13 protein-coding genes and 1 pseudogene are annotated in these 17,369 nt (G+C 58.0%); 7 read left to right on the top strand and 7 right to left on the bottom strand.

Annotated elements, in window-relative coordinates; all coding sequences use genetic code 11:
* Nucleotides 1-273: 273 nt before the first annotated feature.
* The 3 genes from P6U23_RS28855 to P6U23_RS28845 form a co-directional block, all read right to left on the bottom strand.
* Entirely contained in the window at nucleotides 274-657 is a 384-nt protein-coding gene (locus P6U23_RS28855; RefSeq protein ID WP_407175788.1) for a hypothetical protein, read from the bottom strand.
* A 959-nt stretch (nucleotides 658-1,616) separates the two neighbouring features.
* Nucleotides 1,617-1,802, bottom strand: coding sequence for a hypothetical protein (locus P6U23_RS28850; protein ID WP_407175787.1), 186 nt, complete (start codon nucleotides 1,800-1,802; stop codon nucleotides 1,617-1,619).
* 639 nt (nucleotides 1,803-2,441) lie between these two features.
* Nucleotides 2,442-3,314: a class I SAM-dependent methyltransferase gene (locus P6U23_RS28845; RefSeq protein WP_407175786.1), complete on the bottom strand. Its 873-nt coding sequence runs from the start codon at nucleotides 3,312-3,314 to the stop codon at nucleotides 2,442-2,444.
* 512 nt (nucleotides 3,315-3,826) lie between these two features.
* On the opposite strand from P6U23_RS28845, the gene P6U23_RS28840 reads away from it, so the two are divergent.
* From P6U23_RS28840 to tnpC, 5 genes are all read left to right on the top strand, one after another.
* Nucleotides 3,827-4,261 (top strand): hypothetical protein, encoded by a 435-nt coding sequence (locus P6U23_RS28840; protein WP_407175785.1) that lies wholly within the window; start codon nucleotides 3,827-3,829, stop codon nucleotides 4,259-4,261.
* A gap of 675 nt (nucleotides 4,262-4,936) precedes the next feature.
* Complete coding sequence (locus tag P6U23_RS28835) at nucleotides 4,937-5,611, top strand: 4'-phosphopantetheinyl transferase (protein ID WP_407175784.1); 675 nt, start codon at nucleotides 4,937-4,939, stop codon at nucleotides 5,609-5,611.
* A 1,893-nt stretch (nucleotides 5,612-7,504) separates the two neighbouring features.
* Complete coding sequence (locus P6U23_RS28830; protein WP_407181434.1) at nucleotides 7,505-7,816, top strand: transposase; 312 nt, start codon at nucleotides 7,505-7,507, stop codon at nucleotides 7,814-7,816.
* Complete coding sequence (gene tnpB, locus P6U23_RS28825) at nucleotides 7,813-8,163, top strand: IS66 family insertion sequence element accessory protein TnpB (protein WP_407175594.1); 351 nt, start codon at nucleotides 7,813-7,815, stop codon at nucleotides 8,161-8,163. Before P6U23_RS28830 ends, tnpB begins: the two co-directional genes overlap by 4 nt.
* A gap of 53 nt (nucleotides 8,164-8,216) precedes the next feature.
* Complete coding sequence (tnpC, locus tag P6U23_RS28820) at nucleotides 8,217-9,842, top strand: IS66 family transposase (protein ID WP_407175593.1); 1,626 nt, start codon at nucleotides 8,217-8,219, stop codon at nucleotides 9,840-9,842.
* Here tnpC and P6U23_RS28815 read toward each other — a convergent pair whose 3' ends face one another.
* Nucleotides 9,843-10,226, bottom strand: a complete 384-nt coding sequence (locus tag P6U23_RS28815; protein WP_407175592.1) for a hypothetical protein — start codon at nucleotides 10,224-10,226, stop codon at nucleotides 9,843-9,845.
* Between the two features lie 488 nt (nucleotides 10,227-10,714).
* Nucleotides 10,715-11,110 (bottom strand): response regulator transcription factor, encoded by a 396-nt coding sequence (locus P6U23_RS28810; protein WP_407175783.1) that lies wholly within the window; start codon nucleotides 11,108-11,110, stop codon nucleotides 10,715-10,717.
* Between the two features lie 366 nt (nucleotides 11,111-11,476).
* Here P6U23_RS28810 and P6U23_RS28805 point away from each other — a divergent pair, with 366 nt between their 5' ends.
* Nucleotides 11,477-12,103, top strand: coding sequence for a hypothetical protein (locus P6U23_RS28805; protein ID WP_407175782.1), 627 nt, complete (start codon nucleotides 11,477-11,479; stop codon nucleotides 12,101-12,103).
* Between the two features lie 277 nt (nucleotides 12,104-12,380).
* On the opposite strand, the gene P6U23_RS28800 is transcribed toward P6U23_RS28805, so the two are convergent.
* The gene (locus tag P6U23_RS28800; RefSeq protein ID WP_407175781.1) at nucleotides 12,381-13,364 is read right to left on the bottom strand and encodes a pectinesterase family protein; all 984 of its coding nucleotides are present in this window, start codon (nucleotides 13,362-13,364) and stop codon (nucleotides 12,381-12,383) included.
* Between the two features lie 1,200 nt (nucleotides 13,365-14,564).
* Between P6U23_RS28800 and P6U23_RS28795 the strand changes: the two genes are divergently transcribed.
* A complete protein-coding gene (locus tag P6U23_RS28795) occupies nucleotides 14,565-14,990 on the top strand; it encodes a CBS domain-containing protein (RefSeq protein WP_407175780.1) in 426 nt (141 codons plus the stop codon).
* Between the two features lie 175 nt (nucleotides 14,991-15,165).
* On the opposite strand, the pseudogene P6U23_RS28790 reads toward P6U23_RS28795, so the two are convergent.
* A pseudogene (locus P6U23_RS28790) lies at nucleotides 15,166-17,005 on the bottom strand (ABC transporter ATP-binding protein).
* Nucleotides 17,006-17,369: the final 364 nt, after the last annotated feature.

Here is a 17,369-nt window from a genome sequence, read left to right as displayed (position 1 = left end):
TGAACGTAAACAACAACCCCTCTATTCAGAGCCGCCGAGCGTGAGGAGTCCTGGTGACGGAGGCTTGCCGGCGCGCGTCCGTACGGGCAATCTTCTGACTGGCTAACGTGCGCCCCACACATACCAGCTTGTGCGCTTTCCAAATGAACAATGTATCAGAAACCGGCCGTTCAGCTCATGCTCAACCGTGACTAGCCTCAAAGCATATCCTGTTCTAGTAAAAACCTCCGGCCGCAGCGCGCGACCGGAGGCTTGCCGACCCGGCAGCGCGCGTTAGTTGCGCTTTCCGGCCGGCGGTGCGCCGGTCGCCGAATCCTCAACTAGCCCCTTATGCGGGGCAATACCGTTGGTTCCGGATGCACCTTTGGTCCCCTTGGTCGGCTTGATAGCAACCTTTTTGTCCGCTGCAGGCGGCTGAACAGCCAAATCCTCCTCATCATCGCTTATGGTCCCCTGCAGGCTCTTGCCTTGCACGCCGCTGCGAGCCTTGGAGTCGGTGGCTAGCCCTTGCGCGAGCACCGGGCTCGCGAGCAAAGCGGAAAGGGCGCATGCGATCACTGAGGTCTTCACTAAGTTCATCTTGTCTCCTGAGTTGTTCGCGACGGAGCGGGTAGGGCTGTTCTTGCGCCATTCGCCTCCCCCTCGATTTGCTCGCATCGCGCTAATGCGGCGAACGGCGCGACCAGCATGGAAGGTGATTCGTGTGGTGATCGTTGAGAGATTCTGAGGCGATTTCGCGGACTTGCCTGGCTATTGGCGATCACATTGAAAATCTGGGCGGAGTGGTTTCGCCTTTAGTCTTCAATTGGTCCTGTAAAAAGCGCGAGGCTCTCCATCGGATTACTTTGTTTGCTGGGCGGACCTGCGAGCGGCATCGTTTAGGCGTTTTCGTGCTTAGCTCGTCTTGAAGCCATCGGCTTTGTCTTGGCTGCAAAATGCGGATCGAGCTTGGCTGCCGCGATCAGGTGATCAATGGAATAAATGGCTCACGCTCGGGTTATGCGACCAGCGGCTGCGAGGTGTAACGGGCGATTCGCCTCGAGCCAGCATGCGAAAACCGGGGCCGCTCTCGTGTCCAAACGCTTGAACAGCATATACCGGTGGGCCGCTCTGGCAAAAACTCACCAGTCCGGCGCAACTTCGTGCGCCGTAATGAATTATTTTGACTGTGCGGGTACTCAGGTCTTTAACGCAGGTCCAAGTGAAGGAAGATGGAGTGTGTATTCGGCTCTTGCAGGAACTTTGACTTTCTTAAGCTTAGTCATTTTGACGGCCCACGCCATAGATGCGTTTCGCTTCGATGAGTGACCCAGAGCAAATGGTTGGTTTACCATCGGGGCGCCCTGGGTGACTGCAGGTGATGAGCTTGTCAAGCGGGCGCTAGCGCAAGGCGGCTTTCAGTTGAAGACACAACCTTTTGTCGTGGCAGCATTGTACAGGTAGCTCGCGCATCCATTCTACAACGTAGATGGCTTGGATCTGTCGAGGGCTGCCCCTCGTACGCAGAGCGATGCTCATTCGTCGGTCTTTGAGGAGAGGCCCGCAACGGCCTATTACTACAGGTGTTCCGGCGGCTAGTTAGTCGAAACAAGCCGCCGGCAAGTACAAGATGCTGGCTATCGCTGGTGGCCGAGACCAATCCCGAGCTTCAAAGCCTTCTGCCTCAACGAGCCTTCTGTTCTCTTCATCTGTTTGGCAATTTTCGGTACCGGCGTTCTTGCTCTCGAATGCTGCTTTAGCAATTTGACATCAGCGGCGGTGTAGCGCTTGGGTTTCGATCCGTTCTTTTTCGCCTTAGCCACTTTCTCCTCCTTGAGCTGAGTTTATCTCCTTAGCACGCGAGACCGGGGCTTCAAGCGATCATTTTGACACTTTTTCGTTTCTCCGGGTTGAAGGGAGCAGGTTCAATCTCAGCACAGCTCACAGTCGCAGGAAGCCACGCGAGCCGAAGCGGGTAGGCTGCGAAGTGAGCCTGAAAGCCTCCTCAATGCCGCTCGGGTGGTTGCACTATCACCACGCATTCTCAAACTAACGGCAAAGGACTGCGCTTACTCACCTGCTACATCTGCTGGAAAGTCAGGCTGGAGCGTTCTGTTGAAACCTACAGCGCTTTAAAGATCAAGATATTCGCTGAGCGGCAGTCCTCAAGGCTCGATCGCTGCCGGAGAGTTGACCGAAGCAGCAGCAGTTCTGCCCGAGTCTGTTCGGTGTAACAAATACGTCGAGCAACAATTTCCTGGACGTCCCAAATTCTTGCGCGGTTCAGAGGACCTACGTTTCACGCGCGTTAGGACGCGGACTTCATTAAGGCGAACCATAGTCTGATTGACGTCAGTTGAGTAAGAGCGAGCTAGTTGTCATGTGCCTCGTCGGGGCTTAGAAGCGGACATCAACCCGATAACAACCTCGCCGAATCCGTCGAAAATGACCCATAGCCTGCCTCAGGACGGCTTTCTGGCAGAAAATAAGATCGCTTGGAGCGGTATGGTGGCTGGGTCGTTTCCGAACTCAGTACGGTATGCTTGCACGAGAGCGGCAACGATTTGTTCTGCTTCGAAGCCACCACGCTGCTGGATCTGATCGATCAGCGGAGAGCCATAGATCTGCCCACGGGCGAGGGCGGTCAAATCGGCGTCGCGCTTTTCCAAACGGATTACCTGGGCACTGATGTCGGCGAAGCCAGCACCGATCAGCGAGTCCTTGATGGGTTCGAAGCGATAGCCGAAAGGAACTGTCATGAATTGGGGAGGGTCAGCCGGATAAAAGCGTCCGGCCACCTCATGCGCTACGCGGCCAAACGCATTGTATCTATGCGAATCCCAAACGCTGAAAATATAACGGCCCCCGGGAACAAGAATGCGAATGGCATCGCGATAGGATTTGTCCTTGTCGGGAAAGAACATAACACCGAACTGGCATACGAGCACATCGAAGCTGTTATCAGGGAAGGGTAGCGCTGTAGCGTCGGCAGGGTGAAATTTGACCAACTCCTCGGGTCGAAATTTCGTTCGTGCGATCTCCAACATCGGTGAATTGAGGTCGGTCACTGTCAGCTCTACGCCAACAGGCAGCAAATTTCGAAGTTCACGCGAAACGATCCCGGTCCCTGCGGCAATCTCTAGCACTCGTCGAGGTCGACAAGCGGCCGCGCGTCGGGAAATGTCCACTGCATAATCCGCGAAAAGCAGCGGCCCCAAGTTTCGGTCGTATTGCTCGGGTATGCTGCCAACGTATGCTGATGGGTCGTCTGGTATCAAAATCCTATCCGCCACACACGAAGATTGATTTTGCAACAGTACAACTTGAATACGCATCGATCAACGCGAAGCGGACATTTATGAGCACGCACCCTAATTCGTCGCCGCCTCGCCGAGAGCTTTGTTGGCCTGCGCAAAAACGGCATAATCTGCGGCGGTTAAAGTAGGACCAAAAGCAGAAAGCGAGGCATGCGGATTCCGCCCGGCGCAAGCGCTTAGGTGGGGCATCCTTCATTTCGGATCAAATAGCGCCCTTTGCCAGACTTGGAACGACGGTCCAAGCAAAGAGCCAAGCCATTGTCACCCCATTGCGGGCAGCGAGGCAGCGGTGCGCCAACGTCGCTCCAATCGCCTCGTCCTAGCCGCTACAGCGTCTTTGAGACGCCGGGCAACTGACCGTCAACCCTGGCCAGCGTTCAGTTAGCGTGAAACGCGCCGCCCAGGGGCTTGAATCTCACGTTACGTCACATTGTACGTACCAAGCCAACAAAGCACACCTGCCAGGACCAGCTAAAATGACACAATCCTGTCTCGCTACTATCCTATGCTCCGCTCTTGTCTTGATGGGGATGCGCGGGGTTGCGCTTGCAGACATCATCGCACGCTATGATTGCACCCCCACAGTCGCGGCTAGTCAAGAGCCGATAGGTGATCGGAAAGATCACGACATCGTCAGCTTTGAATATGCCTGTCGCGGCTTAGATGGCCTATTGAAGGATGGCGTGCTTACAGCCGTCGTGGTCAGTGAATGGGATGATCTAAAGGGAACGTACTTGGCTTCTCTCGATACGCATCGGGCGCCTGGCGGCTTTGCGGTCGGACAGCTCGTAGAGGGCACCGCCTCAATTCTCATGGATGAAGGCAAGACTGTTGGCGTTGAAGCCTCGGGCAAGACAGTCTTCAAGTTCGCATCAGGGACACTAGCGGCTATCGCAGGTAGGACGGCCAAATTCAAAACGAAGCCCACTGGTTTCGGGAAATTCCAGCTCGAGTTCACAGATTAACCTGGAGCGGCTCAGGGTTAGGTAACCTCTGCTCAGGAACGTCTCGCACTGGTATCAATGCGGTTCGACCTTTCCCGTGCCTGAATGATCAACAGTACGCTCGTCCACAATGACAAACTGGAGATGGCCGCGCCGACACGTCCTCAGCATGTCCGAGTGGTTGAAAACTTAGATCCGCAGACAAGGAGCTTTGCGACCGGCGCGGCTGCGTGGACTCGGGCCATACACGTTCGAAGGCATTGGAGCAGAGGCGCGGGCGCCTGCAGAGCCTGTGCGACGACGGACCAGGCGCACCTCACTCTCGAGCGGTTCTCAAGGAGATTTGAGCGATTGTGGTCAGTCAATAGCCGCGCTGTTGGACCGGCACGATACATCGGACTGCTGCTTTGAGAACCGAAGGGAAGTCCGCTTTGCCATCCTAGTGTTTTTTTGCGCGGGGCAGGGAGCTGTTGAGCCGGTAGCTTACGATTCATTTCTCGATGGCGGCCCCAGATGGGGCGCCTGCTGTAGATCAGCAAAACCTTCGCCTGAATCTCGTCTCGGCCGTCCGACCAAAGCTCTGGTTTTCCGAGTTGCCGGCATGTCGAACACCGGCCGAGTGTGACTTGCCAACAGCCGGCGAGCTACGAAGTCAATTGCGTGCACATTATTCCAGAAGAAAGGGTCCGCCCAGCTATGAAGACGCTTGAAATGCTAGGGGGCGACATTCGCAAAGCGTTGGGTCACGGCATCAGTTTTTCCGGGGGGGCGATAAGCGATCCGGTCCCTCTCCTGTTTGCCGAGGAAGCCGACCTTTTGGGAAACGTCTCGCTACGTCGACGGCGTGAGTTCGCCTGGGGACGCCATCACGCTCACGAGGCGTTGCGCGGTCTGGGCGTCCCTCCTGTTCCGATTTTGTCACGAGTAGATCGAGTGCCCCTTTGGCCTTCCGGCGTTGTCGGAAGCATTTCCCATTCTTCGTCTCATTGCGCCGCTGTTGCCGGACGCTCCGATGACGTACTCGCTCTAGGAATAGACGTTGAAGATGAAGAAGCGCTCGGAGCCGACCTTCTGCGGATCATATGTACACCTGAGGAAATGGAACGTGGAGAATGGTGCAGCAACCGCCTCGGTTCGAAGTTGATTCTCGTGATCAAGGAGGCTGTATACAAATCATATGCGTCCACAACGGGGAAACTCTTGGGCTTTCAGGACCTCAATGTGACGATGGATGACCTTACCGGCGTGTTCAAGGCCGAGATTGGCAATTCGGAGAAACTTGTGAATTGCGGTAGCCGATCCATAAATGGGATCTATCTGCCGTTTGCTGGAGGAGTTCTTGCGATAGCTGCTCGGTTTCGCGGCGAGTAACGCTGGCCATGGGAAGCGCACCCGCCAAATGCAAACTAAGTCTGTGTTCGATTACGCGTGAGTGCGAAGCGTCGATAACCGTTTTGATGTGTGTTGCGCGGTCGCGGCCGTCCTAGGCCATTCATCGGCCTGACCGCACCTTACTATCTCTCCAATGGTTGCACGCGACCGAGGGGCTATCCGACGTAAGCAGCTTGCCCGTCTGTGAGGCCGGGAAGAGGTATGCGGGAGTTTCGGGTCATGAGGTGATCAGCAGCGCTCTGGAGTGAACGCGGTCGCCCCCCTGTAAAGTCTGAAAAAGGCCCGACGCACTCACGGTGGGGGAGCTGTGCGTCGGGCCGCAACCGCGTGGTTGCGGGCATCCGCACGTTGGACCGTTTCGTGCCGATACCCAAGATGGTCTCTTGCAAATGATACGCCACGCGAACACCCAGCTTTAGTTGTCTTGTCGGTCGCCTGATCGATGGCACCGGTGGCTCAGGATTGAAATGGTGTCGCAATTGCCACAAGGCGGATGTGAGCTTGTCCGCTATCAAACACGTTCAGATCATGCGCTTGCCAGGGCGGCGTTCTAGGTCGGCGGGACTGGAGCAAGAACAGTATGGAGCAACCCAACGCTGGAGAGTGGGCGGTCCTTGCCACATCTATCCCATCATCTCGTCGTGGATCTGGGTCCCGGCGGTTTAACTCTGGGTTGCGATCTCGCGATCAGTAGTCGCCACGCGCGACCATCCTCAGCAATCGTCTTCGATCTGAGCGCCTGGATGACCAAAACGGTCTAATGGCCGTCGCGCGCATTTCAGTTATCGATGGTGTCGATGTGTTCTATTGAAAAAATCGATTTTACCGGCTGCACGGAATTGCGCATAGAAGTCGTCGCAACGGAGCAATAGCGGCCAGCCATATGCTCCTGCGCTAGTTTGGATTGAAGGTCCATCCAGGGCGAGTGATCAGCAATGACAGGCGAGGCGCAAGGCGCACCACTGCCTCCAAACGTCAGCTCATCTATGCCGAGACTCGCTAGACGTGTGACGGACCTGCCGTTCCAGCAGGCTAGTTCCAGAAGCGGGACATACGACTGCTCTAACGTGCGTGAATATAAACACGAGGCAAGCGTGCCTTGCTGCACGCTCCCGTGACGTCGAATTCAATGGTTTCGGTATGAACAGAGGAAAGCGACAGCAGATTTCATTCTGAACGGGGCTCGTCTGCTCGTGGCTGCGTTAACGGCGAATGCCCTCGCCGTAAAGGATCCGTCGGTGGGCTCCTTCGCCGACGGAAGCTGGTGCGATGCCTAATAGCGTCGCTCCTCCCAGACTGACTTCAGCCCGGCCACCGAAAGGGGCCGGGCTTTTTTTGGTCCGTCGGCTATGATCGTCACTTTGATCATAAATTTGATCTCTCTCATAATCGCCGAGCAAATGCATCGCCGATACGGGAATCCGCATCGCGCGATGCGCGGATGACATCGAATGGTAATCAATTATCGCGCAGGCCAAAGCAAGGCGCGTAGCTCGGGCCTGCTTTAGTTCTTTGGCACTACCAAATTCTGGTCTCGTTAGCTGGCGAAGCTCGGGTCATGCCGCCACATCCAAGCAGTCGCGAGATTCCGATCTTATAACAATGAAGGTAGGGACGCTGCGGTACCTCGAATAGCAGGCGAAAGAACGTGAGCGTCATCCAGGGACCACGGGCTGAGGGCTGATCTGGTCGGCTAGGAAGATCTCGTGGAATGATTTGTCACGAGGTCACCATGTCAAAGGATAGTCGTAAGGATGGCGATAAGGATAGGCATACGCCTATCCTCGAGGACGGCTCCGACACACTGCAGCGTGTCGAGATCATCACCGGGACCGGCCGGCGCGGCGCTGGTCGACCGATGCGAAGGCGGCGATTGTCGCGGAGAGTTTTGCGCCGGGTGCAAGCGTGTCCGCGGTGGCACGACGACACGACATCAGCCCAAGCCTGTTGTTTCTGTGGCGTCGTCAGACAACGCGGGCGAAGGTCGCGGCGTGCGGGGACGGAGCCGTGCCACCTGGCTTTGTGCCGGTCGCGATCACCGGCTGCGGAGGCAAATTGCCGTCGTGCGAGGAGCAGGCGGCGATCGAGATCGAGGTCGGCGCGGTTCGCATCCGCGTCAGGGGGAGGGTCGACCGGCGGGCGCTGTGCGAGGTGCTGGCGGCAGTCGGGACGGTTGGCCGATGATCGGGCTGCGACCCGGGTTGTCGATCTGGATCGCGACGCAGCCGGTCGATTTCCGTCGCGGCATGGACTCGCTTGCGATGCTGGTGAGCGAGGCGTTTGGAGCCGATCCGTTCGACGGCGGACTTTACATCTTCCGCTCCAAGCGCCGAGATCGCGTGAAGATCCTGACCTGGGACGGAAGCGGCCTTGTCCTTTACTACAAGAGAATCGAGGGGCAGTTCACCTGGCCGCCGATCAAGCAAGGCGTCATGCCGCTATCTCATGCTCAGCTCTCGGTGCTGCTCGATGGCTCAGACTGGAAGCGTGTGCCGATGCGGGTTGTGGATCAGCCAGCACGAGCTGGTTGATCCGTATCAAAGTAGTTCGTCACTCATGCGGAGCTGTTGTAGAACCACTCTGCATGAGTGATTTGCCTTCCGATCCAGCATTGCTTCGACAAACCGTGACGACGCTGTCGTCACGGCTTGCGGCGTTGTCGGCGGAATGCAGCACGCTTTCGGCCGAGCGTGATGCGGCGATCGCCCAACGCGACGCTGCAGTCCAGGAGAACGACAAGCTTCTGATGATCCTGTCCCAGTACCAGCGCACGATCTTCGGTCCCCGCTCCGAGACACTGGATCCCGGACAACTGTCTCTCTTCACCATCACGGCACAGGTGGCTCGTGCCGCCAACGACGACGTGACCGGAGGCAGGCTGCCTGACGGAGCGGAGGGCCGTGGAAAGCGACCGGCGCGACGCAACCGGGGGACGCTCCCGGAGCATTTGCCGCGCATCGATGTCGTGATCGATATCGAGAGCCACATCTGCCCCTGCTGCGGCGAGCGGCTGCACAAGATCGCGGAGACCGTCAAGGAAGCCTTCGACGTCATTCCGATGCAGTACCGGGTCAAGCGCATTGTGCGTCCGCGGTACGGCTGCCGGGGATGCCGCCAGGGTGTGCTGCAGGCACCCGCGCCGGCCCAGGCGATCGATGGCGGGATGGTGACGGAAGCCTTGCTGGCCCACATCGCGGTGATGAAATACGGCTACCAGCTGCCGCTGTATCGGCAGGAACAGATGTTCGCCGCGCAAGGCATCACGCTCGACCGGCAGACGCTGGCCTCGTGGATGGGCCGCGTTGCCTGGTGGCTGAAGCCGCTTCACGCGCTGTTGCGCGACACGATGATGTCCTATCCACGGCTGTTTGCCGATGAGACGCCGCTGCCGGTTCTCGATCCCGGCCGTGGCAGGACCAAAGTCTGCCAGTTCTGGGCAATCGCCATCGATGACCGGTCGTGGGGCGGCCCGGCACCGCCGGCGGTGGTCTACGTGTTTGCCGAGGATCGCAAGGCGATCCGCGCCAAGCAGCTGTTCGGGGACTACCACGGCATCCTGCAGGTCGATGGCTATGCCGCCTACAAGGGCCTGATCAAGAGCGGCGGCCGTCTGATGCAGCTGGCGTTCTGCTTCGCGCATGCGCGGCGGAAGTTCTGGGACGTTCACGTCGCGACCAAGTCGCCGATTGCCGCGGAAGCGCTGCAACGGATCGCGATGTTCTACGCTATCGAGGATCGCATCCGCGGTCTGCCGGCGGCGCATCGGGCTGCAGTGCGGCAAAGCGATACCAGGCCGTTGATCGAGGACTTCAAACCCTGGCTCGAGGCGCGGCTGCTGGAAGTCTCGAAGAAATCCGGTCTGGGCAAAGCCATCCGCTACACCCTCAACCACTGGGACGGCCTGACGCGCTTCATCGATGACGGACGCATTGAAATAGACAACAATACGGTCGAGCGCAGCATCAAGCCGATAGGGCTTGGAAAGAAGAACTATTTGTTCGCGGGCAGCGAAGGCGGCGCCGAGACATGGGCCATTCTCGCGTCGCTCATCAACTCGGCAAAGCTGCAAGATATCGACCCACGGCACTATCTGACCGACGTTCTTGAGCGCATCGTCTCTGGACGCACAAAGATCAATCAGCTGCACACGCTGCTGCCGTGGAATTGGAAGGCCGAGCGCGATGGTTCGGAGACAAAGCTCGCCGCCTGATCAGTTCGACGGCAGAGCATCTGGAACTTCCTGCGCGTCGCTGGTGTCGTCATAGATTTCCTCGCGGATCACGCGCAGCGTCACCTCGTGTAGATAGACTTGCAGCGCCCTCTCCAGCTCGGTGAACTCCGGCAACAGAATCTTGTCGACGAAGCCCCGCGACGCGCGGACCATCACCGTGTTGCGTCGCTGGCGGTGGTAACGAAACGGCCGTAGCCCGTACCGGCGGCAAAGCGCCAGAAACAGATGCCGCGACCATTGGTCAGGAAGTGAGAATTGCTGCTCGATCGGCGGATCGTGACGCGCCAGCTCCTCGACCCGGGCGCGCACCCGCTGCAGCGCAGCTTCCGCCGCAAGGCGCTCACCAGCAGTTCCAGCACCCACGAACAACGCCTCGATCTTCCGAAGCTTCTCGCGCAGCGAGAATCGCTGGTCATTCTGATGCCCCGTTGCCCGCTCCAACCCGGGATCACCCCATCACCGCGCAACGGTAGCGTCAATCACCCTGACTGCGCTATCCAGAGCATTCCGCGCTAGTCAAGGCCGGACACGGCGATCCTCCCATGACGCTCACGAAAGAACGCGAGGCAGGCGTGTTGGATGTCAATAGGCTTCCTGCCCAGCCTCGACCAGCTTTTCTGCGGTTCTGGATCATCACTTCAATGAACGAGTTTCAGATCCTACAATTATTCGGAGAGCGAGGACTCCCGTTCGCCGCTATCGTCAGCCAATCCACGGCGGCGGCTCGGCCATGTCCTCGCCCGCAGGAAAAACCGAGTTCTATAGGCAGTAATCCCCTCGTGGGAACGCGTGGACGCCTTAGGGAGGCAGGCCGGGCACGGCCGTCGGCAGTCCGATTGTGGATTGCTGGTTTATGGGCTCGGTGGGCGCTCCGCATCAATGGCGTCGCGGATGTGGGTGAGAAGGCTTTCGGCGATGTGAGGCTTGATCAGGACGTGGCTGATGCCGGCTGCAGCGGCATTGGTGAGAATGTTTCGATTAGGCGAGCCGGTGATAAGGATGATCGGCGCGGCGATCTTGCGCTGTCGTAGGGCGCTAGCCAGCTCGACTCCGGTCATGTGCGGCATTCTGTAATCAATGACGAAGCAATCGGCGGCAGCGATTGTCAACCCGTTGAGCAGCGCCTCGCCGCTGCGGAATGTCCGCACTTCAAAGCCATCTGCCTCAAGTAAAAATCGCAGCGAGCGCAGCACTTCGGCGTCATTGTCGACCACGTAAACGAGAGGTGCTCGAATTGAGGAGGGCATCCGTCGTTCTAGGCTTTTTTGGGATCACCAGGTTCACCAGCCGAATATTGATAGGATAACGGGACGGCCCAGCGCTTTGATGTGGCTCAACCTTCATTGCGCGCCCCTGCTATTCACATTGTGAATGCGTTCGATCAGAACAATCTATTTTACCGATTGGATCGAGCGCTGCTAGTCAAGGCGCCGGCTGGAGGATTGGGGCATATCGGGTCGTGAACATTGATTGTCCATTGCTGGGGCAATCAGTGACGCTTCCGCTCTTTGCGCACTTTGACGTCTCAATAGAGAAGCCGACGTTGCATGAGGGCGAGCTGCTGGCATGCATCAACCCAGAACCCGCGTGCCAGGACGATGCGTGAGGCGGCCATGACTGTGACAATGTACGGATCTAGGAAAACGCTGCCGGCAAATGCCTCTAGAGGACTCAATCGAACGTTTTGGGGGCAACCATTTCAGTTCTTGGCCATTCCTCTGTACATCTTAGTCAGATATTTTTTGTTTTTGAGAATAAAGACTGATCCAGGTCGGAATTTTGCCAGAGCAGAGCCCGTCGAAGGCGGTGCCGATTGCGACCGCTGCAATTCCCGTGTGCGGCAGCTCAAGCAAAGCATCGAACTGCTAATCGAGGAAGTCGCAAGGCTGACCTGCGAGAACTGGGGCTCTCGCCAGGCAAAGAAACTGCTCAGTGAACTTGCAAGCGAACTGATAACCGCGCGGTTGGAAGCTTGCCACAACCGAGACGCGCGAAACGGCGCGCTCGAGGGGGTGAGTACAGCGCAGGATGTACGGGAGCGCAGCGCGGTTTACTATCCAGAGCAGCTCTCAGACCTAGGACAAATCTTCGATGAAGCAGTCGCTGCTCTACCGGAAGACATGCAAACGCCTGCCACTCGAACAGAGATCGCCAAACTTATTTTGGGACGCACAGGCCCGAGCGAGATTGAATTACGCTCGCTCGTCAAGCTGATAGCGGCAGTGGCCACCGCCGTTTAGCAGAGTGTTCGTTACAATTCCGCTGAAAAGGGAAATGTTGCCGTGACTGGCCGAGGGCGACTCTGTGCGCGTGTGTCCCTGGAGATGGAAATCGAGGCCGGCGAAGAGACAATCAAAAAGCCGTTTCGGTTGCAAACGCTCGAGTTCGGAAGACTGAACTCGGGGTGTTAATGGCTCGCGCAGCCAAAATTCCGGGCTCTGATTGCGACGCCTCATTCGCATATGCCGTCTGGCAACAATGGTGCGGGATGCGGCGCCAATTAGATGCATGCTCCTTCTACTTTGATAGTTGCTTGGGCAGCCAGCTTGCGTCACCGGGAAAGAAGGCCTTGAGCGACCACTGCTCGGATTGCATTCGAGTCAACTGATGAGAATACGGCTCACGCTCTTTCGGGTCGGCTCCAATGCCGGTTGAATTAAATTCGGCGTAGTAGGCCGTCTTCAGAGTCTCGCTCTTGCCGGGGTTCCACTCGCGCCACCCGCTCGCAATGACCGGGGCATCCATCTTGGTCGATAGGAAAATGACCGTCGCATAGGAGCGCCAAGGGCGACCAAGGGCGATTGCGCCTGCGGCGGGGTCGGCGGTCAGGATGCAATGATCGAAAACGTAGGCGCTATCCTCTTCCTGCGATGTCTTACTCTGTGCCGTATAGACTACCCATTGATTGGCAATCCCGTGCAACTCGCAGCGATGGAAATAGGCCTTTGCGTTGCCGAAAATGAAATCGACGTGTCCCTGGATGTAGCAGTCCGCGAAGTATTGACGCGCCATGCGCCCGTTCGGCCCCTTATTGGCAAACAATGTATCCTGTGCGCCGAGTAGCCTGACCCGGGTGATAACGTCCTTGTCGCCGGTAATGGCAAGCGCCACGGCCTGGGACGGAGGATGAGCCGGATTTTGAGAGTAGTCGTTCTGAATGGTCAGATTGTCCAGACGAAAGTCGTCACCCGATGCCGTCAGGGTCGCGGAACGAAGAGTACCTCCAACATTGATGGCGCCGTCGCCATAGACAACCACCGTATCATCAGGCCTCCTCCCGGCCCCCCTGATATGGATGCCTGGCTTGGTGACGTTGACCTTCTCGCGATAGATGCCTGGAGCGAGGAGAATATCGCCGCTCCCTGGCAGCGCATCGATGGCCGCCTGTACACTGTGAAAAGCGCTGCTTTCGAATTGGGAGACCAGAATTGGCTCGGCATGCGCTGCGCATATCTGGAGGTACCCGGCCAAAGCGGTAACGGCAATCTGAAATCGTGACATGGCCGTCTCAATTGTTCCTCGGAATTTTGCAACATTGTTGCGATTTCGTCTGGAAAGGCTGGGGCGCGCAGTCCGCGACTTCATCAGCGAACCGGGATTTGACATTGTTTCTTAACACTCCACATTCCTTACTCACGGGCCGGATCCCGCTCACTGAGCGTCATCCGCTTAGGCTTTGGCCTTGTCCTCGAGATCTTTATCGCACTGAGTATTGTCTCCTCATAACTCGTGGAGCCTATCAACCCTCTGCGCTTTTGGATTTTTGGATACAAGCGAGCGAGGCCAAACTCTGCTCTTGTCCTTCCTCATATGGATCGAGCCGAACAGAGGGCGGCCCGCGACCTACAGGGCATTTTTGTGCAAATGATGATGCAGCCGCTTCCCGGGACGGAGTTGGTGTGGCGTAATTGTGCTGGCGCCTGCCTTGCAGCTGAGAGACGAATAGTCGGACTGCACGAGGCCTGTCAAACGAGTGGGGGGCGCGGTGTTCGACTTACGCCAAAGCCGAGCTGTCCTCAGCGGACGCATCCATGAGACGACCAAACAGCTGGATCGCGGAGTAGAGCACCGCTCGGAAGGCTCGATCGCTCATCTCGGCGTGAGTTCGTGGTCACAAGGTCAACTTACCCCGAGCACCCGCCACCCATAGACCTGCGGAGCTCCCCAGCCTGCTAGCCGCTCGCAGCTTGGAAGAAGGTGGATCGATATGCCGTCATCTTTTACGCGAATGGGGCTTAGCGGGAAGTAGTGGTGGGACCCACAATCTTCAATCGGACTATGACGCCGAACAATTGAGGCTAAGGTTGTTGGGACGAAAATGCCCAACAAAGAAAGCGGTGTTATGACGGGGAGGGATACGCGTGGCGGGCCCCATGCACCGTTTCTAGATGCATATTGGGTAAACGAGGCTGTCACGACGCGCCAGATTGTGGGCGCGCGTAAATCGATCCTGCTCCGATAAGACCGGGCACGATTTTCCGCTTCGATGCTGCCGGGAGCGCCTTTGAGACTGGGCCAAGCGACTTTCGTCTGCAAGTGAACGCAGCTGATGTTTGGAAGCCGCCAAGTATTGTTTAGATTGAGATACGTCGCCCAGAGGGGCCGTTCTCGTCGCTTGGATCGCGTTGGCCTAAATCCTGCTTCAACGTCCTCGAAGTGAATGGGATTGGCTTGGTGTTCAGCCGAAAAGAGACGTGAGACTTGTACAGCTTCCTCGACCAAACTGTCGATGAATACATGACTAGGACGCCGAAAGTCGTGACGCGTGACTGCACCCTGCGTCAGCTCGGCGATCTCTTTGCAAAGGATGATTTCAATGCCTATCCCGTTGAGGACCGGTCGCAAGTGATCGGCGTAGTCTCAAAATGTGATTTTTTGGCCAGCTTTGTTTTCACGCCCCCTCACATCATGCCACGTTATGACGATCTGATGAACTTGAGGGTTTCCAGCGTGATGACTCCGGAGTTCATTTATGTTGGTACAAGGACGAAGTTGACGCGGGTGCTTGAACTCATGGTCAATCATAGGATCAGAAGCATGCCGGTGATCGAGCGTGACCAGCGCCTTGCCGGCATGATCTCTCGCACTGACGTGCTGCGGGCGTTAAATTGGTGGGCGCGCAGCTGAGCTAACCAGTCCAAGAGGGCGTCCCCCTAAGGAAAGCCGGCAATGTGTTCATCGCGAGCCAGCAAACGGCTGATGGCGCATCCAGGTTGATATTGTTCTTTGGTATGCATCCGGTGACGGACGCTCTATCGAGTGAGGCGTGCCTTCAGCCGCCCGGCCAGGAACGGTAAATACGCTAAGATTTCGGAGATGCGGCCAGCCATGCTTTAGGCTGACCTGCCGCCGAGATCTGACCGAATTCGACGGCCTGCCGCTCGAAGAGGCTGCGATAGATGCCGCCAGGCTGCGCGATTAGTGCCGCATGCGTGCCCTGCTCGACGATCTCGCCGCGATCGAACACCAGAATGCGGTCGAGGCCGCGTACCGTCGAGAGCCGGTGCGCGATCACGATCGAGGTGCGGCCCTTCATTAGCCGCTCCATCGCCTCTTGGATCAGCGCTTCCGATTCCGAATCCAGGCTCGACGTCGCCTCGTCCAGGATCAACACCGGAGCATCGGCAAGGAACGCACGCGCCAGCGCGACGCGCTGCCGCTCGCCGCCCGACAGCTTTAGACCGCGCTCACCCACCAGTGTCCCGTAGCCCTTCGGCAATCGTATGATGAAGCTGTGCGCATTTGGCGAGCCTCGCTGCATGCTCGATCGCCGCTCTGCGGGCCTCCGGTCGGCCATAGGCGATGTTCTCAGCCAGCGAGCGGTGAAACAGGATGGGCTCCTGCTCCACGATCGCGATCTGGCTGCGCAGCGACTGCTGAGTGGCTTTCGCGACGTCCTGGCCGTCGATCAGGATCCGGCCGCCGGAGACGTCGTAGAGCCGCTGAACCAACTTGACGAATGTGGTCTTGCCGGAGCCGGAGCGGCCGACCAGGCCGATCCGCTCGCCGGTACGAATGTTGATGGACAATCCGTCGTAGAGCGGCGCGCGATCCCCGCCGTAGAGGAAGGTGACGTCCTCGAACGTGATCCTTCCACCGTGAATGTCGATCGGCTTGGCGTCGGGGGCGTCGACAATGCCGATCGGCTCGCCATGGATGGTGACCAGTTCCTCCATGTCGTTCACTGAGCGCTGCAGATTATTGATGTGCATGCCGAGGTCGCGCAAATAGGCGTGGATGATGATATAACACGTCAACACATAGGTGACGTCGCCCGGCGAGGCGCGCCCCGCTATCCACAGCAGGATGGCGCCGCCGATCACCGAAGCGCGAAAGCACAAGAGGATGACGAGCTGCACCGCACTGCTGGCGTTGGAGCGCAGCCAGGTGCGCTGCACCCGCGCCCGCCAGCGTCTGAGGACAATGCCAAGCCGCGCATCCTCACGCGCCTCTGCGCCGAAGGATTTCACTACAGAATTGCAGGTGAGCGCGTCCGCCAGCGTGCCACTGACTTTGCTGTCCCAAGCGTTGGAGACGCGCGCCGCCGGCGCGATGTAACCGATCGTGAATGCCGCCGTCAACGTGACATAGATCACCGCGCCGAGGCCGATCACGCCGCCGAGCACGGGCCAATGCAGACCGAGCAGGATCGTCGAGCCGACGAGCACCGCGAGCGACGGCAACAGTGCCATAAAGATCGTATTGTTAAGCAGGTCGAGCGCCCACATGCCGCGGGTGATCTTGCGCACGGTCGAGCCGGCGAACGAGTTGGCGTGCCAGTCGGTTGAGAACCGCTGCACGCGCATAAAGGCGTCTCGGCCCACATCCGACATGTTCTTCAGCGTGAACGGCACGATCGCCCGCAAGCCCATAAACCGCAATACAATCGAGAGCAGACCAAGCGCGAGGGTACCAACGAACGCAATCAGCGCCTCATGTCGCGCCGCCTGGTCGGAGGGGCCCGACGTCAATGCATCCACCAGACGGCCGGAATAGACCGGCATCAACAGGTCGGCGACCGTTGCCCCTAAGAAGCCGACGAGGATGATCGTGGCACGGACTGGCTGCTTCAGCCAATGCTCCACCGCAAACGGGAGAACCAGGCGGATTGCGGCGGATCGTTTGTCATCTTCGCTTGTCATGGCGCTAGGTTTTGTGCCGCACGCCCTCTAAAAGTCTTCGATCCAGACCCGATGTGCCCAATGCTTAGCGCGCGGTCGAAGGGACGCGATAAATGCCCTGAGTGTGGGGGCTGCGGCCGGAATCTCCTACCCATTTCACCCATTCTTTGCGTAAGCGTTTGGCTGAAGCGGCTCACGCTTTGCGGGTTCGTCGCGCTGAGAGCATGGATCTGAGACATCGGCCAGCCTTGCGCGATCCGTTCGAGAGCTTGTCTGAGCCAGGCATGGACGATCGACGTCTTCCATCTTTCCCCGTCTGCAGAAGCATGGACAGCTGCGAGTCCGAGGGTCTCAACTCGGCTATCCCTGTATTTCTCTTGCATCT

The sequence above is a fragment of the Bradyrhizobium sp. STM 3562 genome, from assembly GCF_045571435.1.
Lineage (GTDB): Bacteria > Pseudomonadota > Alphaproteobacteria > Rhizobiales > Xanthobacteraceae > Bradyrhizobium.
The sequence above is the reverse complement of the archived record's forward strand: the minus strand, read 5'-3'. Positions and strand labels throughout refer to the sequence as shown.